The 25,089-nt window shown below is 37.5% G+C and carries 16 protein-coding genes; 9 read left to right on the top strand and 7 right to left on the bottom strand.

The features are described 5' to 3' along the window. Positions 1 to 21 precede the first annotated feature (21 nt). Complete coding sequence (locus ACJJVW_RS05340; RefSeq protein WP_405250985.1) at positions 22 to 1,347, top strand: aspartate kinase; 1,326 nt, start codon at positions 22 to 24, stop codon at positions 1,345 to 1,347. 84 nt (positions 1,348 to 1,431) lie between these two features. Here ACJJVW_RS05340 and ACJJVW_RS05335 read toward each other — a convergent pair whose 3' ends face one another. Then, positions 1,432 to 2,724, bottom strand: a complete 1,293-nt coding sequence (locus tag ACJJVW_RS05335; protein WP_405250984.1) for an aminopeptidase P family protein — start codon at positions 2,722 to 2,724, stop codon at positions 1,432 to 1,434. 213 nt (positions 2,725 to 2,937) lie between these two features. Here ACJJVW_RS05335 and ACJJVW_RS05330 point away from each other — a divergent pair, with 213 nt between their 5' ends. From ACJJVW_RS05330 to ACJJVW_RS05315, 4 genes are all read left to right on the top strand, one after another. Beyond that, positions 2,938 to 5,811: a WD40/YVTN/BNR-like repeat-containing protein gene (locus tag ACJJVW_RS05330; protein WP_405250983.1), complete on the top strand. Its 2,874-nt coding sequence runs from the start codon at positions 2,938 to 2,940 to the stop codon at positions 5,809 to 5,811. A 399-nt stretch (positions 5,812 to 6,210) separates the two neighbouring features. Next, complete coding sequence (locus tag ACJJVW_RS05325; protein WP_108877161.1) at positions 6,211 to 6,879, top strand: succinate dehydrogenase cytochrome b subunit; 669 nt, start codon at positions 6,211 to 6,213, stop codon at positions 6,877 to 6,879. A gap of 11 nt (positions 6,880 to 6,890) precedes the next feature. Next, complete coding sequence (locus ACJJVW_RS05320; RefSeq protein ID WP_339846756.1) at positions 6,891 to 8,903, top strand: fumarate reductase/succinate dehydrogenase flavoprotein subunit; 2,013 nt, start codon at positions 6,891 to 6,893, stop codon at positions 8,901 to 8,903. A gap of 7 nt (positions 8,904 to 8,910) precedes the next feature. Continuing rightward, complete coding sequence (locus ACJJVW_RS05315) at positions 8,911 to 9,657, top strand: succinate dehydrogenase/fumarate reductase iron-sulfur subunit (protein ID WP_108877159.1); 747 nt, start codon at positions 8,911 to 8,913, stop codon at positions 9,655 to 9,657. Between the two features lie 267 nt (positions 9,658 to 9,924). Here the strand turns inward: ACJJVW_RS05315 and ACJJVW_RS05310 are convergent, their stop codons facing one another. Together ACJJVW_RS05310 and ACJJVW_RS05305 are read right to left on the bottom strand one after the other, a co-directional pair. Further along, positions 9,925 to 10,077, bottom strand: coding sequence for a hypothetical protein (locus ACJJVW_RS05310; RefSeq protein WP_013751007.1), 153 nt, complete (start codon positions 10,075 to 10,077; stop codon positions 9,925 to 9,927). Positions 10,078 to 10,363: 286 nt separating this feature from the next. Then, positions 10,364 to 12,604 (bottom strand): inorganic phosphate transporter, encoded by a 2,241-nt coding sequence (locus ACJJVW_RS05305; RefSeq protein WP_405250982.1) that lies wholly within the window; start codon positions 12,602 to 12,604, stop codon positions 10,364 to 10,366. A 321-nt stretch (positions 12,605 to 12,925) separates the two neighbouring features. Here ACJJVW_RS05305 and ACJJVW_RS05300 point away from each other — a divergent pair, with 321 nt between their 5' ends. Beyond that, positions 12,926 to 13,291 carry a toxin-antitoxin system YwqK family antitoxin gene (locus tag ACJJVW_RS05300; RefSeq protein ID WP_041295652.1) on the top strand — a complete coding sequence of 122 codons (366 nt, stop codon included), beginning with the start codon at positions 12,926 to 12,928 and terminating at the stop codon, positions 13,289 to 13,291. 93 nt (positions 13,292 to 13,384) lie between these two features. Here ACJJVW_RS05300 and ACJJVW_RS05295 read toward each other — a convergent pair whose 3' ends face one another. Continuing rightward, complete coding sequence (locus ACJJVW_RS05295; RefSeq protein WP_405250981.1) at positions 13,385 to 16,204, bottom strand: outer membrane beta-barrel protein; 2,820 nt, start codon at positions 16,202 to 16,204, stop codon at positions 13,385 to 13,387. Positions 16,205 to 16,303: 99 nt separating this feature from the next. Next, positions 16,304 to 17,566 (bottom strand): hypothetical protein, encoded by a 1,263-nt coding sequence (locus ACJJVW_RS05290; protein WP_405222349.1) that lies wholly within the window; start codon positions 17,564 to 17,566, stop codon positions 16,304 to 16,306. Positions 17,567 to 17,813: 247 nt separating this feature from the next. Between ACJJVW_RS05290 and dgt the strand changes: the two genes are divergently transcribed. Then, a complete protein-coding gene (dgt, locus tag ACJJVW_RS05285; RefSeq protein WP_405253062.1) occupies positions 17,814 to 19,145 on the top strand; it encodes a dGTP triphosphohydrolase in 1,332 nt (443 codons plus the stop codon). Positions 19,146 to 19,234: 89 nt separating this feature from the next. Continuing rightward, the gene (locus ACJJVW_RS05280; RefSeq protein ID WP_405250980.1) at positions 19,235 to 21,934 is read left to right on the top strand and encodes a T9SS-dependent M36 family metallopeptidase; all 2,700 of its coding nucleotides are present in this window, start codon (positions 19,235 to 19,237) and stop codon (positions 21,932 to 21,934) included. Positions 21,935 to 21,990: 56 nt separating this feature from the next. Here the strand turns inward: ACJJVW_RS05280 and ACJJVW_RS05275 are convergent, their stop codons facing one another. Beyond that, positions 21,991 to 23,769, bottom strand: coding sequence for a 1-deoxy-D-xylulose-5-phosphate synthase (locus ACJJVW_RS05275; protein WP_379952812.1), 1,779 nt, complete (start codon positions 23,767 to 23,769; stop codon positions 21,991 to 21,993). Between the two features lie 38 nt (positions 23,770 to 23,807). On the opposite strand from ACJJVW_RS05275, the gene ACJJVW_RS05270 reads away from it, so the two are divergent. Beyond that, positions 23,808 to 24,257, top strand: a complete 450-nt coding sequence (locus ACJJVW_RS05270; RefSeq protein WP_298329458.1) for a nucleoside deaminase — start codon at positions 23,808 to 23,810, stop codon at positions 24,255 to 24,257. A 60-nt stretch (positions 24,258 to 24,317) separates the two neighbouring features. Here the strand turns inward: ACJJVW_RS05270 and ACJJVW_RS05265 are convergent, their stop codons facing one another. Next, the gene (locus ACJJVW_RS05265) at positions 24,318 to 25,088 is read right to left on the bottom strand and encodes a TIGR03915 family putative DNA repair protein (RefSeq protein WP_405250979.1); all 771 of its coding nucleotides are present in this window, start codon (positions 25,086 to 25,088) and stop codon (positions 24,318 to 24,320) included. Position 25,089 lies beyond the last annotated feature (1 nt).

The raw sequence follows: 25,089 nt of genomic DNA, 5'->3' as shown, positions 1-25,089 counted from the left end.
TTTTACCTAAAAATAACACGTATGCAAGTTTTAAAATTTGGGGGTACCTCCGTTGGATCTACAGAAAATATGATCTCTGTAAGACATATTATTGATACGCCAACTCCTAAAATAGTAGTGCTTTCTGCAATGTCTGGTACTACAAATGCTTTAGTCCAAATTGCAAATGCCGCAAAAGCATCAAATCTTACAGAAGCAAGCGAGCTACGTAGTAGCCTGCAGTCTAGGTATGACGATGTAGTAGAGCAATTAATTACAGACAAAAGGTTAAAGCCTCTTGTAATAGGATATGTAGATGAGATTTTTGCAGAGATAGAGCGACTTTCATCAGAAGATTTTAGTGATCAAAAAGCCGAGGCAATTGTAGCGCAAGGAGAATTACTTTCTACTTTTATATTTTGTCATTTTCTAGAGCAAGAAGGGCTTAAAGCTGTCTTGTTACCTGCGCTAGAATTTATGCGAATTGATAAAGAGCATGAGCCAGATCAATTTTACATCGCACAAAACTTACGTCGTGTAATTGAGCAGACTGATGACAGTGTTGTATATATCACCCAAGGTTTTATATGCCGCAATTACTACGGTCAGATTTCAAACTTGCAACGTGGAGGAAGTGATTATACAGCAACTATAATAGGAGCTGCAATACAAGCGAGTGAGGTGCAGATCTGGACAGATATAGATGGCTTTCATAATAACGACCCTAGAGAAGTTGAGAAAACAAAAGCTATAGGTGCACTCTCTTATGATGAGGCGGCAGAGTTGGCTTATTTTGGAGCCAAAATTTTGCACCCGCAAACGGTGCAACCATTGCGAGAGGATCGTATACCGTTAAGACTTAAGAACACGATGGAGCCAGATGCTCCAGGTACAGTAATTACTCATAGATCTGAAGGGGAAGGGATAAAAGCAATCGCTGCCAAAGATGGGATTACAGCACTCAAAATAAAATCTAGCAAGATGTTACTTGCGCATGGGTTTTTAAGTAAAGTGTTTGCAATCTTCCAGCGCTATGAGACGTCTATAGATATGATTACTACTTCAGAAATAGCGGTGTCACTCACGATTGATGATACTACGCATCTTGAAGCCATACAAGCAGAGCTGTTACAATTTGCACAAGTTGTAGTAGATAAAAATCAGACTATTATCTGTCTCGTAGGTAATGAGGTAAACCGCCATGCAGATACACACAAGTTATTTCAAGTACTCCAGGATGTGCAAGTGCGCATGATTTCTTACGGAGGAAGCAATCACAATATATCATTGCTAGTCGCAACAGAAGATAAGCGTAGCGCTCTAGAGCTTTTGCAGCGTTATGTATTTTCTCTTCCCGTAGCAAACTAAGAATTTCCTTTGATTGTAAAAGCCCGTTTTCATAATGAAAACGGGCTTTTGTTGTTTGGTAGCTTTCGCGAAAGCGTACTTATTCTACTTATTCATAAGATCTTCAATCTCCTCAACGGTGATAGGAATGTCACCCATAAGATTTACGGGAGCTCCATTTTCTTGGATTACCAGATCATCCTCTAGACGTATCCCAAAACCTTCTTTAGGAATGTATATTCCAGGCTCTACAGTAAACACATTGTTAGCTTGCATAGGTTCGTGTAGCAATCCGTAATCATGAGTATCAAGACCAATGTGGTGAGAAGTACCGTGCATAAAATACTTCTTATAAGCAGGCCAGTCTGGATTCTCATTCTGCACATCTGCTTTGTCTAGTAAACCTAGACTCAATAACTCAGAAGTCATTAGTTTGCCCACTTCTACATGATATTGCTCCCACATAGTGCCAGGTACAAGCATTTTTGTAGCCTCCTCCTTTACGCGCAACACTGCATTATAAACATCTTTTTGTCTATCAGTAAACCTTCCGTTTACAGGGATAGTTCTTGTCATGTCACTAGCGTAGTTTGCATACTCTGCACCTACATCCATTAAGATAAGTTCTCCATCATTACACTGATTTTTATTTTCAATGTAGTGAAGTACGTTTGCACTGTTACCAGAAGCTATGATTGGTGTGTATGCAAACTTCTTAGAGCGATTGCGTAAGAATTCATGCATATACTCTGCTTCAATCTCATACTCCCAAACTCCAGGTTTTACAAATCCAAGCACGCGACGGAAACCTTTATTAGTAATATCACAAGCCTTCTGCATTAGATCTAGCTCGATAGAATCTTTTACAGAACGTAAATGCTGTAAGATTGGGTTACTTTTTGCAACACTGTGTGCTGGATATTTTGCTTTCCACCATTTTGTAAAACGATCTTCTCTAGTCTCAAGTGCTACAGACTGGCGATAGTGTTCATTAGTGTTTACGTATACAGTATCTGCATACGTCATAAGCTCTGCAAAAACTTTTTCTAAGTCTTGAAGCCAGAAAACTGTCTTAACTCCAGAAGTTGCTAGTGCTTTTTCTTTTGTTAGCTTCTCTCCTTCCCAAACTGCGATGTGATCGTTAGTCTCTGTTAAAAAAAGGATCTCGCGATATTGCTCTTTAGGACAGTCTGGAAATAAAACAAGAATAGACTCTTCTTGATCAACGCCGCTTAAATAAAAAATATCACGATGCTGCTCAAAAGGAAGAGTAGAGTCTGCGCTTACTGGGTAAGTGTCATTACTATTAAAAACAGCTAGACTTTTAGGCTTCATTTGAGCCATAAAGTTCTTGCGATTTTTTATAAAAAGGGTATTATCTATTAAGTCGTATTTCATAATTGTGACCTTTTGCGGTGTATCTATTATTCATTAATCTACTATTGTAAAAGTACAAATTTGGATACGCTTTCGCGAAAACATGCTATCAATACTTCCTATCTATTCCCTTAATAATGCCTACTATTCGTAATGACGTGTTAAACAAAAACCAAAAGTTTTCTTAAAATAAGTCCTTTCCGTATTTTCATTGCCTTATAAAATCCAAACCAAATGAAATTACGTTATTTCCTTGCCTCAAGTGCGGTTCTTTTTGCACTTACTAAAGGGCAGTCACAACAACCAGCGACCTCGATACAATTACAAGAACAGGCAGTGCTGCAAAAAGAGCAGTCGCTTAGTAATAGTATTGTAAAAAATATCCCTTTTGAAAACATAGGGCCTTCGGTAATGAGTGGTCGTATTGTAGATATTGCAGTAAATCCAGACATGCCTTCAGAGTTTTATGCAGGCTATGCAAGTGGTGGTTTATGGTATACCAATAATAACGGAACCACTTTTACACCGGTAATGGATAATGCACCTACGCAAAATGTAGGAGAAGTTACTGTAGACTGGAAAAGCGGAACAATATGGGTGGGTACTGGAGAGAATAACGCATCTAGATCTAGTTATGCGGGTATCGGTCTATTGAAATCTACAGATAAAGGAGCAACGTGGCAAAATATGGGACTTATAGATAGTCACCACATAGGGCGCATTTTAATAAATCCATCTAATCCAGATGAGGTGGTTGTAGGAGCACTAGGTCATCTATATTCAGATAACGAAGAGCGAGGAATTTATAAAACAAAGGATGGTGGTGAGACCTGGAAGAAAACCTTATTTATTGATAATAAAACGGGAATTATAGATATAGATAATGATCCGGCTAACTTTAATTTGATGTATGCCTCGGCATGGCAAAAAGACCGCAAAGCGTGGAACTTTGAAGGAGCGGGCGCTGGATCTGGAATTTATAAGAGTACAGATGGTGGAGATACGTGGCAACAGCTTAACTCATTCCCTTCTGGTGATGGTGTTGGTAGAATAGGTATTGCGGTCTATGATGAAAATACGGTGTATGCAGTGCATGATAGTCAGTTTCGTCGTGAGGGAGATGGAAAGAAATCATCTACTTCAAATAAGCTAGAAAAAGACGATTTTAAAACAATGTCTAAAGATGCATTATTAGCCCTTGATGACAAGAAATTAGATGACTACTTAAAGCGAAATGGCTTTCAAGAAAAATATCGTGCTGCAAATGTGAAATCTATGGTACGTCAAGGAGATGTACAACCAGTAGATCTTGCCACTTACTTAGAAACTGCAAATACTCAAATGTTTGATACACCTGTAGTAGGAGCAGAGGTGTATAGATCTAATGATGGTGGAGCAACTTGGAGCAAGACTCATAAGGGTTACATAGAGGATTTATATTATAGCTACGGGTATTACTTTGGAGAGATTAACGTAAACCCATCAGATGCTCAAGATATTTACATTTACGGTGTGCCTATTGTAAAGTCTAAAGATGGAGGAAAGACATTTACAAGTATCAATGCTCCTAACGTGCACTCAGATCACCATGCGCTGTGGATTAACCCTAAGAATGAAAAGCACCTTATAAATGGTAATGATGGAGGTATTAATATTTCATACGATGATGGTGCTAGCTGGATAAAGGCAAATGATCCCTCTGTTGGTCAGTTTTATTTTATTCAAGTAGATAACGAGGAGCCTTATAATATATATGGAGGATTACAAGATAATGGTGTGTGGGTAGCTCCTAGTACTGCACAAGAAAGTAGAGGCTGGTTACAAAGCGGGCAGTATCCTTGGGAAAGTATCATGGGTGGTGACGGTATGCAAGTACAAGTAGATAGTCGTGATGCAAATATTGTGTACACAGGATTTCAGTTTGGAAATTACTTCAGGATTAATCGCGAGACGGGAGAAAACAAGCGATTTGATATAAAGCACACCTTAGGAGAGAAGCCATATCGTTTTAATTGGCAAACGCCTATTTTACTAAGTTCTCATAACCAGGATATTTTATATCTAGGAGGTAATAAACTCATGAGATCTATGGATCAAGGTGATAGCTGGACTGCAATAAGCCCAGACCTTACACATGGCGGTAAGCCTGGTAATGTGGCTTATGGAACTCTTACTTCAGTTTCAGAGTCTCCTTTTCAATTTGGGTTGATATATACAGGAAGTGATGATGGTAAGATTTCTGTAACAAAGAATGGCGGTAGTGATTGGCAAGTGATTAGTAACACATTGCCTAAAGATTTGTGGGTATCACGTGTCGTGGCTTCAGAGCATAAGAAGGAGCGAGTATATGCCACCTTAAATGGATATCGCTGGGATGATTTTGCAACATATATCTATGTTTCTGATAATTACGGACAGACATGGAAGAATATTTCGGCAGGGATTCCTATGTCTCCTGTTAATGTGATTATCGAAGATCCTGTAAAAGAAAATATCATTTACGTAGGTACAGATAATGGTGCTTACGTGAGCATAAATGGCGGTGAGAGTTATAACGCTTTCGCGAAAGCGGTATCAGATAAAACCACTGCGCCACTACCAGCAGTAGCAGTTCACGATATGAAAATACAGAAAAAAGCAAATCACCTATTACTAGGAACGCACGGCCGAAGCATATACAGAGCAGATCTAACACCTATACAGCAAGTAAATACAGGGGCAAATGCTCAAATATTTGACATTGCTAGTGTAAGATCAAGCGGGAGATGGGGCAATAGTTGGAGCAGCTGGTCTGAACCAAACGAGCCAAATGTTGCAATCAATTACTACACAAGCAACGCAGGTAAATATGCTATGGTCATTAAGGATGCAGAGGGGAAAGAAGTGCAACGAGTAGCATTACTACCTTCGGCGGGAATTAATGTGTTTAATTACGATCTTTCTATAGCAGAAAAAGGGAAAAAGATACTTGAGAAGGCAAACTCTTCATTAGACATTCAGAAAGCCAAAAGTGGTAAGTATTACCTCCCAAAAGGAGTGTATACAGTTTCCCTTGATGGTGGAGGAGGTAATAGTAATGCAGCGCAAACTACCTTAGAGATTAAATAATATAATTAGACAAGATTTTTTAAAACCCTGTACCAAGTGTACGGGGTTTTTTGTTTTAAAAAGACACTGATTACCGAAGAGAAGATGTAATCCTTGGTTATGTTGCGTCTATTCATAAGTTTAAAATGTCATAGTAAATCTGACTGAAATAGGTCTTTATGATTGAATTTACGCTTTCGCGAAAGCGTAAAAATTTATAAATCTCTCTTAAAAGTTTTCAATAATATTGAAAATGTTGAACGTAAAATGGAGTTTTTGCAATGTCTACCTTTTAGTGTTGAACATAGTTGCGTTTTTTTCTTATAATGATTCTAAATAATAACAATGCTTTCCTTGTATAGTTGCCAAAACAACGTTTGCGCCGTATTTTTGTATAGATTATTCCAAACCAAAAATTAAATGAGCGGATTATTAAAATCTTCGATTGGCCGAAAGGTAGCCATGGCGCTATCAGGTCTTTTTCTAGTTGTCTTTTTAACACAGCACTTTGTAATTAACAGTACAGCGGTTATTGCGCCAGATACATTTAATGCGTGGTCGCATTTTATGGGGTCTAACCCGTTAGTACAATATGGATTGCAGCCTGTACTTATATTCGGAGTGGTTTTTCACTTCGTGATGGGGTTTGTGTTAGAATTGCAAAACAGAAAAGCACGTCCAGTAGGATATGCACAGTACAAAGGAAGTGCAAACGCACCTTGGACATCTCGTAACATGATTCTTTCGGGACTTGTGGTGCTTGCTTTCTTAGGGCTTCACTTTTATGACTTCTGGATTCCAGAAATGATTCATAAATATGTAGAAACGCATCCAGAAGATCCTACAAGATATTATGCAGAGACTGTTCACAAATTTGAAAGCCCTGTACGTGTAGTACTATATGTGATTTCTTTTGTGCTACTAGCACTTCACTTATGGCACGGATTTGCATCGACATTCCAGTCGGTAGGATTTAATAATAAATACTCTGCTGGACTTTCAAAGTTTGCTAAAGTTTGGGCAATTACAATACCTGTAGGATTTATAATTATTGCAGTATACCTGCACTTTAATCAAATTCCTCACTAAAAAATAAAGCTATGGCATTAGATTCTAAAATACCCCAAGGACCACTAGCTGATAAGTGGACTAACTATAAAAATGAAATTAACCTTGTAAACCCTGCAAACAAGCGTCTTATTGATGTGATTGTAGTAGGTACAGGTCTTGCCGGAGGATCTGCAGCAGCAACGCTTGCAGAACTAGGCTATAACGTAAAAGCTTTTTGCTTTCAAGATTCTCCACGTCGTGCGCACTCTATTGCAGCACAAGGAGGTATTAACGCAGCAAAGAACTATCAAGGTGATGGTGACTCTACCTACCGTTTATTTTATGATACGGTAAAAGGTGGTGATTACCGATCACGTGAAGCAAACGTTTATCGTCTTGCTGAGGTTTCTACAAACATTATTGATCAGTGTGTAGCACAAGGAGTTCCTTTTGCACGTGATTATGGTGGTTTGCTAGATAACCGTTCTTTTGGTGGTGTACTTGTAAGTCGTACTTTTTATGCAAAAGGACAAACAGGACAACAATTACTACTAGGAGCATATTCTGCTATGAACCGTCAGATAGGTCGTGGTAAAATAAAAATGTATAACCGTCACGAGATGCTAGACGTCGTAAAGGTAGATGGTAAAGCTCGTGGTATTATCACTCGTAACCTAGTTACTGGAGAAATAGAGCGTCACTCTGCACATGCGGTTGTATTAGGAACTGGAGGATATGGAAACGTATTTTACCTTTCTACAAACGCAATGGGTTCTAACGTAACGGCAGCATGGAAGGCACACAAACGTGGTGCTTACTTTGCAAATCCTTGTTATACTCAGATACACCCTACATGTATACCAGTTTCTGGTGATCACCAGTCTAAGTTAACGCTTATGTCTGAGTCACTACGTAATGATGGTCGTATATGGGTGCCTAAGAAAAAAGAAGACGCGATTGCAATACGCGAAGGGAAGAAGAAGCCTACAGAGCTTACCGAAGACGAGAGAGATTATTATCTAGAGCGTCGCTACCCAGCCTTTGGTAACCTAGTACCACGTGATGTAGCATCTAGAGCTGCAAAAGAGCGTTGTGATGCTGGTTTTGGAGTAAACAAAACTGGAGAAGCAGTATACTTAGACTTTGCTAGCGCAATCGAGCGTTACGGTAAGGAACAAGCATACGTACAGCATAAAGATGCAAATGACAAAGCAGTCGTAACGGCATTAGGAACAGAAGTAGTACGTAATAAATACGGAAACTTATTCCAGATGTATGAAAAGATTGTAGATCAGAATCCATACAAAACACCTATGATGATCTACCCAGCGGTACACTATACAATGGGAGGATTATGGGTAGATTATAACTTACAGACTTCTGTAGAGGGATTATATGCGATAGGAGAAGCAAACTTCTCAGATCACGGTGCAAACCGTTTAGGAGCTTCGGCGCTTATGCAAGGTCTTGCAGATGGATATTTTGTATTACCATATACAATAGGTGACTACTTATCTCATGATATACGTACAGGACCTATACCAACAGATACTCCAGAGTTTGAAGAAGCAGAGCAAAACGTGCGTAAGCAGGTAGACGCTTTAGTAAATAACAATGGAACAAAATCTGTAGACTACTTCCACAAGAAGTTAGGTAAGATTATGTGGAACAAATGTGGTATGTCACGTAATGCAACAGATCTACAGAGCGCTATAGACGAGATCGCAGAGCTACGTAGTGATTTCTATAAAGAAGTACGTGTACCTGGAGGACAGAATGAGTTTAACGAAGAACTTGCAAAAGCACTTCGTGTAGCAGATTTCTTAGAGCTAGGTGAGTTATTTGCAAAAGATGCATTAACACGTAACGAATCTGCCGGTGGACACTTTAGAGAAGAGTCTGTTGAGCTAGATGGACCACAAAAAGGAGAAGCACTTCGTGATGATGAAAACTTCACATTTGTATCTGCTTGGGAATATAAAGGAGCACCTAAGGATGCTGTTCTTCATAAAGAAGAACTAGAGTTTGAAAATATTGAGTTAAAACAAAGAAGCTATAAATAAGAAGACGATGAAACTAACGCTAAAGGTATGGCGCCAGAAAAACGCCACAGCTAAAGGAAGCATAGTAACGTACCCAATCGATGGTATCGATGGAGATATGTCTTTCTTAGAAATGATGGATATGCTTAACAATAAGCTTATCCTCGAAGGAGATGAACCTGTAACATTTGATCACGATTGTCGTGAGGGAATTTGTGGTTCATGTTCTATGTTTATTAACGGTGAGGCGCATGGTCCAGATAGACTTGTAACTACTTGCCAATTACACATGCGTAAATTTAAGGATGGTGATACTATCACTATAGAGCCTTTTAGAGCAGCGGGATTCCCTGTTATAAAGGATCTTATGGTAGATCGTTCTTCTTTTGACCGCATACAGCATGCTGGAGGATTTATCTCTGTAAATACTTCTGGTAACACACAAGATGCAAACTCGATTCCTATCGAAAAGGAAAATGCAGACGACGCTTTTGCGGCGGCTACATGCATCGGTTGTGGCGCTTGTGTTGCAAGTTGTAAAAACTCTAGTGCTATGCTATTTGTAGGAGCAAAGGTTAGTCAGTTTGCATTACTTCCACAAGGAGAAGTAGAGGCAACTACTCGTGTTCTTAACATGGTAAAGCAAATGGATGAAGAAGGTTTTGGTAACTGTACAAACACTGGTGCCTGTGAGGTTGAGTGTCCTAAAGGGATATCTCTAGAAAACATCGCACGTATGAACCGTGAGTACCTTTCTGCTTCACTAAAAGGATAATTTATATTCGCTTTCGCGAAAAAGTTATAGATAATAAAAAGCCCGAATTCCATATGGAATTCGGGCTTTTTTATGTTTTGCATTCTTGTTGAAAAGGTTTGATTGCGATTTGATTAGGGGTAAATACCCCGTTAATTTTTAATAAATGAGGTGCATATTTGCTATGTATAAATCCTCAAAATCATAATTATGAAAATTACAATCATTATTATCGTGTGTATCCTTTTAGCAATCGCATTTATACCTTAGAATTTCCGTTTAAATATATTATAATCCTAATGCAAAGTAAGTTGCTACCACTGCAATGATTAGGATTACTAATGTTATAATTATAAAAGTCGCGCCAAAGCGTGTCTTCTTATTATCTTGAAGTAAATACTCATCTGTTGGATCTTTTTCGTCCTTAACTATATCTGCCATACTATTAATTTTTGGTTAGATGATAATATTAAAGATTACTGCTGCTATTTCATTTCGTCTTAAGTAAGATTAACAGACGTTTTTAGTAAGCTTTAACGCTTTGAGCCGTTTTTAGGTGTTATTCGACTACATTCCCTTACTTTAATAATAAACAAGCTTTAAATCAATTGATAGAGCCTTTTGCGGGATATGATTACGCTTTCGCGAAAGCGTATCTACATCACAAATAAAAAATGCCAGAAACATTATTTGTTTCTGGCATTTTGGTATACATGTGTGATACACTTTATTTTGATCTTTTGTGCTCTGTGTTATAGAGTTCAAGTAAGTTCATAATCTCTTCTATAAGATCTTTAGTTTCTAATAATAGACCAAAGTACAAGGTGGTATTTTTAGGACTAGACTCTTCAGATCGTGTGCGCTCTACTTGCTTTTGAATCTTATCTGTTACGTGACCATAAAGCTCTTGTTTTCTTCCTAAAAGCTTCTCTATTTTGTTGTAATTACGGTCTTTAAAAGCTTGAGCTGTTTCTTGTAAGAAGTCACACAGCTTGTTGTCTATTTCTTGTAAATCTCTAATTTGATTAAAACGTAGCGGTTTGTGATTATTGTTAACGTGCTTGTAACTCACTTTTGCTATGTACTCAAGCGATTGAGTGATATCTTCAAGATATCCCAATATCTCTATGTAGAAGTTTGATCCTCGTACACTTGTTTCCTCTAGGTTTTTAATGAAATAGAAAATATTATTGCGCAGTTCATCTATCTCTTCATTAAGTTTTTCGACAGTGGCTCTGCTCTTTCTGAGGCTTCCTACCTTATTTTTAGCAAGACCTTTTAGAGTTCCTGTGTAAATTTTGTCAGTACGAATAATCGTTTTTGCAATGTTATCTGCGCTTTCTTCGATGATACCAGAAATGGTTTTACTTTCTGCTTTACGAAGGTCTTCTTCAATTTTTGCTTCCTTATTTTTCTTTTTAGTAGATAAATAATTTCTTACTAGCATGGCAATAGCAAGGAAGAATAAGCCTATGATGGCAATATTCCCTCCTAAATACATTAAGTATGCTAGAATACCTGCCGCGGTAAATGCGCTAAATGCTGTCAAGAACCATCCGCTTATTACATTAAGAACACCAGCAACTCTATAAACAGCGCTTTCTGCTCCCCAAGCACGATCTGCTAGGGAAGTACCCATAGCAACCATAAAAGTAACATAAGTTGTAGATAGTGGAAGCTTAAGTCCAGTAGCTACTGATATAAGAACACTCGCAATTACAAGATTTACTGCAGCTCTCACCATATCAAAAGCGGGTGCTTCTGATGCTTTTGTGTGGATTACAGTAGATGGTTCAAAGCTCTTGTTTATGCTTTGGCGCAGCTTTGCAGGTAATATTTTATTAACACCATTATTTGCAATGATAACTCCCCGTACTAAGTGTTGTGAAACCCAGTTAGGCTTAAATCGCTCTTTTACCTCATCTTGACGTGATAAATCTACAGAGGTTTTTACAACGCGTCTTGCTTTTTTACTAAACCACAATGTAAGAACCATGATTAAACCAGCAACCAGAAGTAAAATAGGTTGTGTAGGTACTTTTTCGGCAAGCTGCTCCATGCTGAATGCACTTGGTAATATTCCAGAACCAGACCAAGCTATAAATGAATTATAGGCAGCCATAGGAACCCCTATGAAGTTTACTAAGTCATTACCAGCAAAGGCCATTGCGAGCGCAAAGGTTCCTAAGATGATAACAAGTTTATATATATTTTGTTTAAGAATTGCATGAAACACCCAAGAGACTACGGTCCAAAGAATAAAGTTAGCTCCTAGAAATTGGATTAAATTATCATTTGCCCAGCTACTAAACTCAGGTGGTAAAATATTTGCTCCTTTTAATCCTTTAATAATTATAAAGTATGAAATAGATGAAACTGCAATACCTCCAAAAACAGCAGCAATCCAAGATGGTTTTTTCTCAAAATTGAAAGTCAAGAGGAATCTTGTTAAAAACTGTATAATGGCTCCTATAGTAAAGGCGATAAAAACAGAGAGTAGTATACCTAATATAATCTCCGTTGCCTTATCTGTATTTATATATTCACCTATCTGGGCAAGAGAATCACTATTGTTTGATATTTTAATAATGGACATAACCACAGAAGCTCCAAGTAGTTCAAATACTATAGAGACCGTTGTAGAGGTAGGCATGCCAAGGCTGTTGAAGATATCAAGCAATATAATATCTGTAATCATGACAGCCATGAAGATGATCATAATCTCATCAAAATAAAACTGACTAGGATCAAAAATCCCTTTCCTAGCAACCTCCATCATACCACTAGAGGAGAGCGCGCCAAAAGCGATACCCACACTAGCCACAATCATCACTGTTTTAAAAGTAACTGCCTTAGATCCTATTGCAGAATTTAGAAAGTTTACTGCGTCATTACTCACTCCGACTACCAAATCTGCAATTGCAAGAATTGCCAACGCAGCAATCATAAAAATGTAAATATTTTCCATAAAATGTAAGCTGAAAAGCCAAGGTGGCAAAAATCTTAATTAAAAAAAGATTAAGCGTTATGTAAAGGTTATATCGAGCGAAAGATAATAACTTTTTACGTTGAACTATAATGCAAATTTATAGTATTCGCAGTACACTAGCAGCTTGTGAACGATAAAGAGATGTAGATTAAAATGTGATTTAAAACAAAATTAACTCATTAGAAATCAGTGAGTTATTAGTCTAATGTTAATTCAATGTAAATAAAATGTTATGTAAAAGTTTGTTTTATGTAAATTTTGTGTTACATTTATATCATAGAAAAATTAAAATCCCAAATTATGAAAAAGATAATGATGATAGCAGTTGCATTTTTAATGGTTGTTTCAATGCAAGCTCAAGAAAAAAATAACAAGCCTACATATGTAGAAGTAGGAGACCTAGTTAAGGCAACTTTATATTTTGATAATGGTGAAGTTAGTCAAACAGGTTTTTATACTAAGGAAGGACAGGTTACTGGACAATGGATTAGTTATAACCGTGATGGAGATAAAACTGCCAAAGCTCAATATGATAATGGAACTAAAGTAGGTACTTGGTTCTTTTGGTCAAGTGATAAACTTACTGAGGTAGACTATCAAGATTCACGAGTAGCTTCTGTTAATACTTGGAAAAATGAAGGTTCCAAAGTAGCTAGCAATAGATAATAGCGCTTTTGCGAAAGCGTAAAACGATACAAGTAAAAAAGGTCTCCATATTGGAGACCTTTTTTTGTGGCTAATTTAGATAATAATAGTTCATTAGAACTTAAAGCTATAGCTTAAGCTAAAATCTTGTCCAGGACTCCACTTAGAGTATAACTGATCTTCTGCTTTGTAAGATTGAAAAACACTCTCACGATCATCATTAAGTAAGTTTCCTGCTTTAAATGTGATTGTTTGATTTTGATCTTCTCCAAATGACTTTGAAATATTGAATTTTAAGTCATTAAAAGGAAGTGTATATACATCTGCAATTTCTCCTGCTCCTACAATTTGAAGTGTTTTACCTTGAACATTGTAAGACAGACTTGATTTCCATGCGGAATCCTCAGATTCGAAAGCAATACCAGCATTTAATAAAAATGGTGATTGTCCTTGTAAAACTCTTCCAGAGTCAAGAGTTTCTCCATCTCTCAGTAAGTTTTCTCTCAACAATCTCTCGTCTTCATTGTATGTTTCGTCAGACTCAATAATAGAGTAGTTTACATTTAGCGAGAAGTTGTTAAGTCCTATAAAATCAAGGTTTTTACGTAGCTCAATTTCTGCTCCTATTACATTTGCATCTCCTAAGTTTCGTGGTGTTACCTGTCCCGTTGCCTCAGCAAAAAATGTTAGTTCAATAGGGTCTTTGAAGCTTTTGTAAAAACCACTAATTGCTGCAAAATCTCCTATGTTAAACTTCTTATCACTAGCTCCATAAATCTCATATCTTAGGTCTAAGTTGTTTATGTAAGTAGGCTGTAAATTTATATTACCTATAAAAAGTTCGTTTTCAATAGGATTAAATATTTGTGCAAGTGAAGCTTCTTTAAATGAAGGGCGTGCTGTAGTTCTAGAGTATGATGCTCTAATCTTTTTATTCCCATCCTCGTTAAGATCAAAAATTAAATTTGCAGAAGGAAATAAATCTGCTTTATCTAAGATTCTTTCGTCATTAAAAACATTTCCTTGTTGATCTTGTCCCGTATAAATGAGGTCAAATTTTTCAAAACGTAATCCCACAATTGCTGTAAACCATGAAGCAGGTCTAAGTTCTTCTGATACGTATAATGCACCTACATTGATATTTGAATCGTACTGATCATTATCATTAGAATCTCTTCTCACAAAGAAACCACTATCAGAATCTGGATTATATATGTTTTGTCCTAGTATTGCGTTAGGGTCTCCGTTTAAAAGAGCGCTATTGAAGTTTCTAAAAGGTGTTGCAAAACGTACTGTTTTGAAATCACGTTGCTTGTAAGTATATGCCGCACCAAATTTCAATTTTGCATCCTTTGCAAATAGTTCATGTTTGCGGGTCACATCTAATTTACCAGCTAGGTTTATCTCATCAAGATTTCTGAAAAAACGTGAAGCATCACCAGATTCACTCGGGCTTATTGTAAAGCTCCCATCTTCATCATTAACTAGAAATGGAGTTGTACGGAAGTCCTTATCGTCTACTCTTGAAAAAGTAGGAGATAGTTTCCACTCCGTTGTCCAAGTGGCATCTTCATTAGTGTGTTTTCCACTTAAAAGTACATTTGTAAGAGCGCGTTCTGTATAAATTAAGATGTCCTTCTTAATGGTGTTACTGTTGTCTATTCTGTTAGTTTGACTAAGTAGTGAAGCACCAGATTCACCATTTTGAATGTGTAGTACGTTAAGGCGGTATTTAGAGTTGTCAGTTTTATAAGACAATCCACCTAGTGCACTTATAAGAACATTGTTTTCTCCTCTTTCACCTTGTTGTGTTCTGTCTGTATTTAGTTCAAAAATGCTTGCATCGGTATCTTTTCTAAAACGTTGTCCATCTACATAATCATCATAATATGTGGTTTCATTACGGTAAGAAACAGAAGCAAGGTATCCAAGTTTGTTATCACCTACATCATAAGAGTTTCCTGTAGTAAAAGATAAGTTGAAGTCTGCCCCACTGTTTTCTCTCTGTGCAGCTAGTACAGGATTAAGTCTACCTGCCAGAAAAGAAGCAGTGTTAGGCGTGTTTGTAGGAAAGTCAAATACCTGATTTTCATTAAAAGGGTTAGTTCGCTGTCCATTATCATAACCTAGAAAATCTGTTCCACTAGATTCGTTACTTATGTAGCTATCATTAAAGTGAAAATTAGGATTATAGCCAAGGCCTATAGAAGCACTAGTTTCTTTTCCGTTAGGGATGTCTTTAGTAACTATATCAACTACACCACCAGTAAAATCTGCTGGTTGATCTGCTGTAGAGGATTTTACAACTATGATATTTTCCAAAATCGAAGAAGGGAAAATGTCAAGTTGTAGTGTGTTTCTGTCTGGATCAAGTCCAGGTACATCTACACCATTGAGTATGGTTTTTGTATAACGATCGCCTAGACCTCTTACATATACATACTTTCCACCCTGAACAGATACTCCAGGAATGTTCTTTACTGCAGCAGCAACATTACTAGCGCCACTTTTCTTAATACTCTCTAATGACAATCCATCGAGCAATTGAACCGATTTTTTTTGAAGATTTAAAACTGATTGCTCTGTATTTTGACGACTAGTAGATGTGATGATAACTTCGTCCAATGATGCTCCAGATAATGTTACATCTAGATTTGTAGTATTATTTTCGGTGACAATCACCTCAGAAATTTGCTGTGTATTATATCCAACAAAAGAAAATTCTATGACATAGGTTCCAGGAGCAATCTCTAGAGTGTATTTCCCATCAAAGTCTGAAGTAGTACCCTTTGTTGTTCCTTGAACAATAACATTTGCAAATGGCAATATGTCATTGAGCTGTCCATCATTAATAGTACCAGCGATAATTCCCGTTTGAGAATTTGCAGTTATTGCAGACAGTAAAAGTAAGAGTGAATATAAAACGGTTTTCATTATGTTATAATTCATAAGATTGCCCACCATTAATGGCGGGCAATCTATATTATTGTATAGTTTGTATGCGTGTGGGATGTTAAAGCCCCTTTGTATTATTTAGTCAATTACACCAGATGTAGTTGCTGCAGCAAATGTCCAAGCAAAGACAGTAAGATCTGCACCTCCAGTTGTTCCAGCTGTTGTCCAATCTGCAGCTTGATCTGTAAATGATGGAGAAATAATAGTTTCTTCACCGTCTCCAGTTTTTTCAACAAAAATTGAATTTGCAGGAGTAACTCCTTCTACGATCCAGTTTGTAAATGAAATTAATCCACTAATGTAGTTTTGAGCAACTCCATTATTATCTAATTCTACGTCTTTACCATCTTGGAATCCTGTTACAAAAACATTGTTAGTTGCTCCTTGTGCACCATCTCTATAGTCTGCATATTCTCCGTTTGGAGCAGTTGCACTTCCTATTAGCGTAATGTTGTTAAGTGTGAAAGCACCGTTTAAAGATCCTTCTGGTCCATCTATTTCTAAAGCGTGATCAGAGATATCTCCAGCAATTACAACTGCATTTGTTACAGTTCCTGCATATGCTTGGTCAATGTCAAGACCATCATCTCCTTGAGCCCAAACTAAAAGGTTTGAAGCATTAACAGTACCTCCAAAAAATTCGATACCATCATCTACATTTCCTACAACCTCTACGTGATCAATAGTAGTTCCTGTTCCTACACCACCTAAAGTAAGTCCGTTAATTTCGTTTCCTTCTCCTATTAAAGTCCCTCCGTGACGGATAGAAACATAAGTTATAGTTCCTGAGTCATCTGCTGCATCAGTACCTCCATAAAGACCGTTAGTATCACTAGCAGGTATTCCTTCAATTTGAGAAGCTTCTACATCACCATCCTCAGAGATAGGTGCGTTACCTAATACGATAAGTCCTCCCCATAAGCCACGAGTGTTTTCATCAAGAGTTCCTTCTGTTTGTCCTAACTGTATACCATCTGCACTAGATGTCATAATAATTGGAGCAGTAGCTGTTCCATTTGCTTCTATTTTTGCATCACGTGCAATAATTAAAACAGACGCATTTGCTTCTTGACCTGCAAATGCTTTAATGATTGTTCCTGGCTCTATTGTAAGCGTATTTCCAGCTGTTACAATAACACGCCCATCTAGTTGCCATATAGCGTCATTTGTTAATGTCATGTCTTCTGTGATGTTTCCAGAAAGTGTAGTGTCTACGCTATCTGTATCATCACCTCCTCCAGTTCCAGGAACTTCAGTTACTACGATAGGTTGATCATCATCACTTGAACATCCCGCTAAAATTCCACCTAATAAGGCTAGACTAAAAATTAATTTTTTCATGTTGGTTTTCGATTTGATTGTCATTTAAAATCTTCGATGCAAAGATGCTAGCATTATCTTTTTTTGAAGTTACCTCATTGTTATAGTTGCATTAGCTTCTTGTAATTTTAGTGTTATCTCAACGTTAAGACTGTTATGCAATTCTTTAGGTGTCATGTTTTTTACGCTTTCGCGAAAGCGTAAACCAATCAAAAAAAAGTAGAAAAAGACTATCTTTCCCCTTGCTAACAAAGGATTGAAAAAAATGATGCAATGGGAACGACTGCTTTCACTTAAGAGGCAAGGAGATACAAACAAACGCCTTCGTGCCGAACAAGACGAATCGCGACTAGGTTTTGAAGTAGATTATGATCGTATTATATTTTCTTCGGCTTTTAGAAGTTTACAAGACAAGACCCAGGTAATCCCTTTATCTAAAACTGATTTTGTTCATACACGACTCACTCACAGTTTAGAGGTCGCTGTTGTAGGAAGATCATTAGGGAGGCAAGTAGGGAAGCAGATTCTAGAAAAATATCCACACCTTTCTGAGGTACACGGTTATAAGATGAATGATTTTGGGGCAATTGTAGCTGCGGCTGCACTAGCACATGACATTGGGAATCCTCCTTTTGGTCATTCTGGAGAAAAATCTATAGGTGATTATTTTAAAAATGGTGGAGGTAAACGATTTGAAGCAAAGCTCACAGATAAGGAATATCAAGATCTATGCACATTTGAAGGAAATGCAAATGGATTTAAAATATTAACGGAATCTCGTCCTGGTGCAGATGGAGGTTTAAGACTTTCATATGCTACTTTAGGTACGTTTATGAAGTACCCAAAAGAATCGCTCCCACACAAACCTACAAAGCATATTGCAGATAAGAAATATGGTTTCTTTCAAGATGATAAAGCCTCTTTTCAAGATGTAGCCGAAGAACTAGGTCTTATCCAGACTAGGTCAGGTAAGGATATAAGTTATGCGAGACATCCGCTTACCTTCTTAGTGGAAGCGGCAGATGATATTTGCTATACCATAATAGATTTTGAAGACGGTATTAACTTAGGACTCATTCCAGAAGAATATGCTCTAGAATATCTTATAAAACTTGTTCCTCATATAAACAGATCTAAATATTCAACACTTACAGATAAAGCGGCAAGAGTAGGTTATCTGAGAGCTCTAGCTATAGGAACGCTCATAGATGAGGCAGTTGCTATTTTTATGAAAAATGAAGAAGCTATCCTTGAGGGAGCATTTGATAAGGCATTGCTAGGTAAATCTAAATATGAAGCGCAAATCAATGACGTTCTCAAAATAAGTATTTCAAATATTTATGAGAGTGACGAGGTGATTTCAAAAGAAATAGCGGGTTATGAGATCTTAAACACTTTATTATCTGCAAGGTGCAATGCAATCACAACAACGCCTACACATTATGATAAGTTGGTTTTAAAATTGTTTAAAACAAGGTCAGATGGTGATTATACTTTGTATCAAGAGCTCCTAGAAATTTGTAATCAGGTATCTGTTATGACAGATAGCAAATCTGTTAAAATATTTGAGCAACTTCAAGGAATGAACATTAATGGGTAAACAATTGTGTTAATGAATGTGCATTCATTGTGGAGTTGATGGGTTTCGTTTAATTTTATCTATACCTTTTTATTAAATCCTATTTATATATGAAAAAAAATTACACTAAAATTTTTATTGTTTTGCTCTTGATCTCATCTTTTGGTGTGCAGGCGCAAGATTATTTATCCTTACTCAAGAAGAAAATCAGCTATGAGCGAAGCCAATCTGGTATCGCTGTTCGAGATATTGAGGAACTATACATATATAGTAAGAGCAAAACTCAAAAAACTGATGTAATGCATGTATATGCAGGACAGAAGTATAATGACATATCGATATTTAATGCTACAGCAAACGTAGCATTTAAGGGTCAAGAGATAGTTTATTTTTCAAATACTCTCGAAGCAAATGTATCTACTCGTGTAAATGCAACAACTCCACAACTTAATCCCTTGCAAGCGGCTCGTGCTGCAGCATTAAAATTAGGTTTGGGTACTGGCAACTTTTCTTTAATCGAGACTGTAACTACCAAAGAGTTTTTACTAACGAATGGTGGTGTTTCTTTAGAAGATGTACCTGTAGAATTAGTTTATGTACCAGTAGGTAAGGACTTAAAACTTGCGTGGGATCTTAATATTCATACTCTTGATGGTAAACATTGGTGGAGTGTGCGTATAGATTCTCAAACTGGAGAAATTATTAATCAAAATGATTGGGTAGTTTCTTGTTCGTTTAGCACTCATAACCACCAATTAGTAAATAAGAATAATGAGGTAGCTAAAAAGAATTTTTCCTTATTTAAGACAGAAGAAGCTACAGCTGCCCTAGCGGGTGAACAATATAATGTATATGCTCTTCCTTTAGAAAGTCCTAACCATGGTGAAGCATCGTTAGTGGTAGATCCTCAAAATCTTGAGGCTTCTCCTTTTGGGTGGCATGATACTGATGGAGTAGCAGGTGCAGAGTTTACAATTACTAGAGGTAACAATGTTCTTGCGTGGGATGATATATTGGGCGATAATGAAGATACAGCGGGGACTTCACCAGATGGAGGAGCGGCACTTAGTTTTGATTTCCCTTATGATTTTGATACTAACCCAGTAAATATGCTAGAGGCATCCACTACAAATCTATTTTATTGGAACAACATTATGCATGATGTTCTATTCTTTTACGGATTTGATGAAGAGAGTGGAAATTTTCAACAAACCAATTATTCTAACTTGGGAGATGGAAATGATTTTGTTATAGCAGATGCTCAAGATGGATCAGGTCTTAATAACGCAAATTTTGCAACGCCACCAGATGGTAATAACCCAAGAATGCAAATGTTTTTGTTTTCTCCCCCTCTTGGAGATTTAGTAAGTGTGAATGGAGGTTCTCTTGCGGGTAGTTATATTGGTGCTCCAGCTGTTTTTGGAGCAGAACTATCAAGTGATGTTGCATTATCAGGAAACTTAGTTTTAACGTTAGATGACAACGCAGGAGAATCTACAGATATAAATGATGGTTGTGATGCCTATACTAACGCTGCCGAAATTAACGGGTCTATTGCCGTTATAAGAAGAGGTGTTTGTCAGTTTGGAACAAAAGTTCTCACCGCTGAGGAGGCTGGTGCAGTTGCTGTTATCATAGTAAATAACGTAGCAGGAACTCCTTTTAATATGGTAGGAGGAGATGTAGGTGATCAAGTGACAATACCTAGTTTAATGATAGGAGCTCAAGATGGTGAAGCTCTTATTGAAGCGTTAGAGAATGGTGAGGAAATTAATGTCTCTATCTTAGTTACAGAAGAACCACAGATTGATGGTGATCTAGATAATGGAATTATAGCTCATGAGTATGGGCACGGTGTATCTAATAGACTTACTGGAGGAAAAGAAAACTCTAATTGTATGAGAACTTGTTTACAGTTTGATGAAAATGACGACTGTGTTACAGGTAGAGCAACAGAAGTGATGAGTGAGGGCTGGTCAGATTATTTCGGATTAATGCTTACTATGAAGGAAGGAGATACTGGTGCAGATGCACGTGGTATTGGAACCTATGCGTCTGGTGAACCTACAGATGGAAGAGGAATAAGACCCACACCTTATAGTACAGATTTAGCTATTAATGATTCATCATATGATTCTGTTGCAGTGTTTGAAAATACAACTGCGCCGCACCCAGTAGGTTACGTATGGGCTACTATGATTTGGGACATGACATGGGGATTCATTGATGAATTTGGTTTTGATGCAGATATATATAATGGAACAGGAGGTAATAATATAGCTCTTCAATTAGTGATGGATGGTCTTAAATTACAGCCGTGTAATCCAGGATTTGTAGATGGTAGAGATGCGATACTAGCAGCCGTAGAGATGAGTCCATATTTTACGGATGAGGATACAAAAGCTACTGCTGGATGTATTATTTGGAATGCTTTTGCAAATAGAGGTTTAGGTTTTTCTGCAGATCAAGGTGATTGGAGAGAAAGAGAGGATGGAACTTCTGCTACGGATTTACCGCCAGATAATCTTAATCCTTGCTTAGGACCTCTATCTGTAGATAGAGTTGCAGCAGTTGGAGCATTCAGTGTATTTCCTAATCCAAGTAACGGTAATATCAATATCGCAGTAAATACACCTCAAGGTGGAGGAACTGTGAAAATTATTGATATAAACGGACGTGTGGTATATACTAAAGATGCTGTGCTTGAAGGTACCGTAAGATTACAAGCAGAAGGGCTTGCAACAGGTATTTACTTACTACAAGTTCAGAGTACTAATACTACTGAAACTATCAAGATTATTATCGAGTAACATTAGATAGATGACTAAATAATAAATCGGCAGACTCATATAGTCTGCCGATTTTTTTATGCAAGATTTTTAAGAAGGCTAGTAATTGCGTTTACAGATATTCCAGCTTCTTCATATTGCTCATCTACGGTGGCGTGTTCTATAAACGCGTCTGGTATTCCTAGGACGGTGAGTTTACCTTTGTACGCTTTCGCGAAAGCGTAATCACCCACAACACTTCCTAGGCCGCCTATTTTTGAGCCATCTTCAATAGTAATTATATGCTTGTAGGTTTTAAAAACCTCGTCTAATAGGTCAGTGTCTATAGGTTTTAGAAAACCAATGTCGTAAACACCAAATGCTTGTTCTGACTTTTTTACTGCTGCTATAACATTCTTTAGAATGCTTCCTATACTTATAATAGCAACTTTTTCGCCTTTTTGAATACAGCGCCCTTCACCTATTTTAATCTTTTTAAAAGGAAGTTGCCAGTCTATATGAATACCACGACCGCGAGGATATCGTATGGCAATAGGATGCTCTAATCCAAGCTGTGCTGTATATAAAATATTGCGAAGCGCAATCTCATCACTTGGAGCATATATAATGAGATTAGGAATGCAATTGAGATATGCTAGATCAAAAACACCTTGATGAGTTCCGCCGTCTTGCCCCACGAGGCCAGCGCGATCTAAACAAAAAATCACAGGTAGATTTTGCAGCGCCACATCATGAATAATTTGGTCGTATGCCCGTTGTAAAAAAGTAGAGTAGATATTGCAATACACAACCATCCCCTCTGTAGCCATTCCTGCCGAAAGCGTTACGGCATGCTGCTCTGCGATACCTACATCAAATGCTCTGTCTGGAAAGGTGGCAATCATATATTTAAGAGAGCTGCCTGTAGGCATGGCAGGTGTAATACCTATTATTTTCTTATTAAGTGTAGCGAGCTCCACAATGGTATGCCCAAAAACATCTTGGTATTTTGGAGGCTCTGCTATTTCCTCTTTCTGTACTCTGATTCCAGTAATGGCATCAAATTTACCAGGTGCGTGATAGGTGATCTGTTCCTGTTCGGCGAGGGCTAGTCCCTTTCCTTTTGTGGTAATTACATGTAAGAATTTTGGACCTTTTACTTTTTTAAGAGCCTCTAAGGTTTCTAGTAGTTTAGGTAAATCATGACCGTCTACTGGGCCAAAATATTTAAAATTAAGCGCTTCAAAGATGTTGTCTTCTCTAGCAGTGCCCTTCTTTACATTAGTTAGATACTTTTTAAGAGCTCCCACACTTGGGTCAATTCCTATAGCATTGTCGTTAAGAATCACTAGTAGGTTAGCATCAGTTACTCCGGCATGATTCAATCCTTCAAAAGCCATACCGCTGGCTATAGAGGCATCTCCTATTACGGCGATGTGATGTCTATTTTTTTGGTCTTTTAATGTTGCGGCCATCGCCATACCTAACGCTGCAGAGATGGAAGTGCTACTGTGACCTGTGCCAAAGGTGTCATACACACTCTCCATACGGTTAGGAAAACCACTTATGCCGCCCTTTTGCCTGTTAGTATGAAAAACATCTTTACGTCCCGTTAGTATTTTATGTCCATAAGCTTGGTGACCCACGTCCCAGATAAGATTGTCTTCTGGGGTATTAAATATATAGTGTAGGGCAATTGTAAGTTCTACAACTCCTAAACTAGCGCCTAGATGACCTTCCTTAGTCGCAATAATATCAATAATAAAACGACGAAGCTCTACGGCAAGTTGGGGTAGTTGCTCTTGCGTCAATAGACGCAAATCGCTCGGTGTTTTTATAGTATCAAGAATACTCTCTGGCATGTTACAAAGGTACATCTTGAATATGTATTTTTATATTATTAAAAACAGGATACATGCTAGAACCTTATGATGATACTTACTTTATGAAGAAGGCTTTGCAAGAAGCGCAAGCCGCTTTTGATCAAGGTGAAATCCCTGTTGGTGCTGTGGTGGTAATTGATAACATGATTATTGCCAGAGCACACAATCTCACAGAGCGCTTAACAGATGTAACCGCACATGCAGAGATGCAAGCGATTACAAGTGCTTCTAGTTTTATAGGTGGTAAATATCTTCAGCAATGTACGTTGTATGTTACTTTAGAACCTTGTCAGATGTGTGCTGGTGCTCTCTACTGGAGTCAAATAGGGAGAATTGTTTATGGTGCAAAAGATTTGAGGCGTGGTTATGATGTGATGGGTACCACTTTACATCCTAAGACAAAAGTAAAAAGCGGAGTGCTCGCTCAAGAGTGTGAAAGTATCATGAAGCGCTTTTTTGTAGATAAGCGCAACCTTAACTAACGAGCTAGTTTATTATTTACTTGTTATAGTTACGCTTTCGCGAAAGCGTAATGACCCAATTTACGGCTGTTTTTCACTTAAATACTTCCAGTACCTCTTAGGTACATGCTGTAAGTGTAATCTCATGTTTTTACGAGACGGAATATTGGTGCTTTTAAAATAGTTTTTCCATAAGTCTTGATAGTGCATTTCATCATGTGTGAAGTAAAATGGCGCAGCAAGACTACTATTAATATCATTTGAGATTTCAAGCTGCACATAGTTGACAGTCTTTAAATCATAAAAAATCCCATAATTTCTACAGCGATCATAGATGAGCCATTTTTGATCTGCATATCTATTTTTAAAGTGGATGGCATTGAGTGGTAAGGTGTCAAAATCTGGTTCTACCTCTGCAAAATAAACGTTGTCCTTAGTGAGTCTAAATCTTATAAAGGCGTCCATTCTATGTTTCTCGCGTCCTACAATTTTAACCAAATTGGTAAGTCTCAAAACGTCGATATCTGCAAAGTTGTCTGTTACATTTTCTCCTTTAAATCCTTTTTTGATTATTCGTAAGAGCACTTGCTCTCTATCTGATTGCTCACTTAAAAATGCTTTGTAAATGAGATTTCCAGCTTTCTTTCCTATTTTATCTTCAATACCTTTCCACACACGATCAGATTTTGCTTGATCTGTATATATTGTATGCTCCTCATCAAAGAAATTTACGGTGACTAGTCGCTCGCTTACAATTTTTACTCGTGTAGGTTTACGGTCATAAACCTCAAATACTGCAGTGAGAAAACCTTCAAAACTTCCATCATAGATGTATTGATCTATCATTCCCATC

Source organism: Dokdonia sp. Asnod3-C12 (assembly GCF_045063975.1).
Lineage (GTDB): Bacteria > Bacteroidota > Bacteroidia > Flavobacteriales > Flavobacteriaceae > Dokdonia.
This window is presented reverse-complemented; position numbering and strand designations above follow the sequence as displayed.

What these genes read in the sequence shown, in the direction of transcription:
- ACJJVW_RS05340 (WP_405250985.1), top strand. Translation starts at nt 22, where the DNA reads ATGCAAGTTTTAAAATTTGGGGGTACCTCCGTTGGATCTACAGAAAAT.
- ACJJVW_RS05335 (WP_405250984.1), bottom strand. Translation starts at nt 2,724, where the DNA reads ATGAAATACGACTTAATAGATAATACCCTTTTTATAAAAAATCGCAAG.
- ACJJVW_RS05330 (WP_405250983.1), top strand. Translation starts at nt 2,938, where the DNA reads ATGAAATTACGTTATTTCCTTGCCTCAAGTGCGGTTCTTTTTGCACTT.
- ACJJVW_RS05325 (WP_108877161.1), top strand. Translation starts at nt 6,211, where the DNA reads ATGAGCGGATTATTAAAATCTTCGATTGGCCGAAAGGTAGCCATGGCG.
- ACJJVW_RS05320 (WP_339846756.1), top strand. Translation starts at nt 6,891, where the DNA reads ATGGCATTAGATTCTAAAATACCCCAAGGACCACTAGCTGATAAGTGG.
- ACJJVW_RS05315 (WP_108877159.1), top strand. Translation starts at nt 8,911, where the DNA reads ATGAAACTAACGCTAAAGGTATGGCGCCAGAAAAACGCCACAGCTAAA.
- ACJJVW_RS05310 (WP_013751007.1), bottom strand. Translation starts at nt 10,077, where the DNA reads ATGGCAGATATAGTTAAGGACGAAAAAGATCCAACAGATGAGTATTTA.
- ACJJVW_RS05305 (WP_405250982.1), bottom strand. Translation starts at nt 12,604, where the DNA reads ATGGAAAATATTTACATTTTTATGATTGCTGCGTTGGCAATTCTTGCA.
- ACJJVW_RS05300 (WP_041295652.1), top strand. Translation starts at nt 12,926, where the DNA reads ATGAAAAAGATAATGATGATAGCAGTTGCATTTTTAATGGTTGTTTCA.
- ACJJVW_RS05295 (WP_405250981.1), bottom strand. Translation starts at nt 16,204, where the DNA reads ATGAAAACCGTTTTATATTCACTCTTACTTTTACTGTCTGCAATAACT.
- ACJJVW_RS05290 (WP_405222349.1), bottom strand. Translation starts at nt 17,566, where the DNA reads ATGAAAAAATTAATTTTTAGTCTAGCCTTATTAGGTGGAATTTTAGCG.
- dgt (WP_405253062.1), top strand. Translation starts at nt 17,814, where the DNA reads ATGCAATGGGAACGACTGCTTTCACTTAAGAGGCAAGGAGATACAAAC.
- ACJJVW_RS05280 (WP_405250980.1), top strand. Translation starts at nt 19,235, where the DNA reads ATGAAAAAAAATTACACTAAAATTTTTATTGTTTTGCTCTTGATCTCA.
- ACJJVW_RS05275 (WP_379952812.1), bottom strand. Translation starts at nt 23,769, where the DNA reads ATGTACCTTTGTAACATGCCAGAGAGTATTCTTGATACTATAAAAACA.
- ACJJVW_RS05270 (WP_298329458.1), top strand. Translation starts at nt 23,808, where the DNA reads ATGCTAGAACCTTATGATGATACTTACTTTATGAAGAAGGCTTTGCAA.
- ACJJVW_RS05265 (WP_405250979.1), bottom strand. Translation starts at nt 25,088, where the DNA reads ATGGGAATGATAGATCAATACATCTATGATGGAAGTTTTGAAGGTTTT.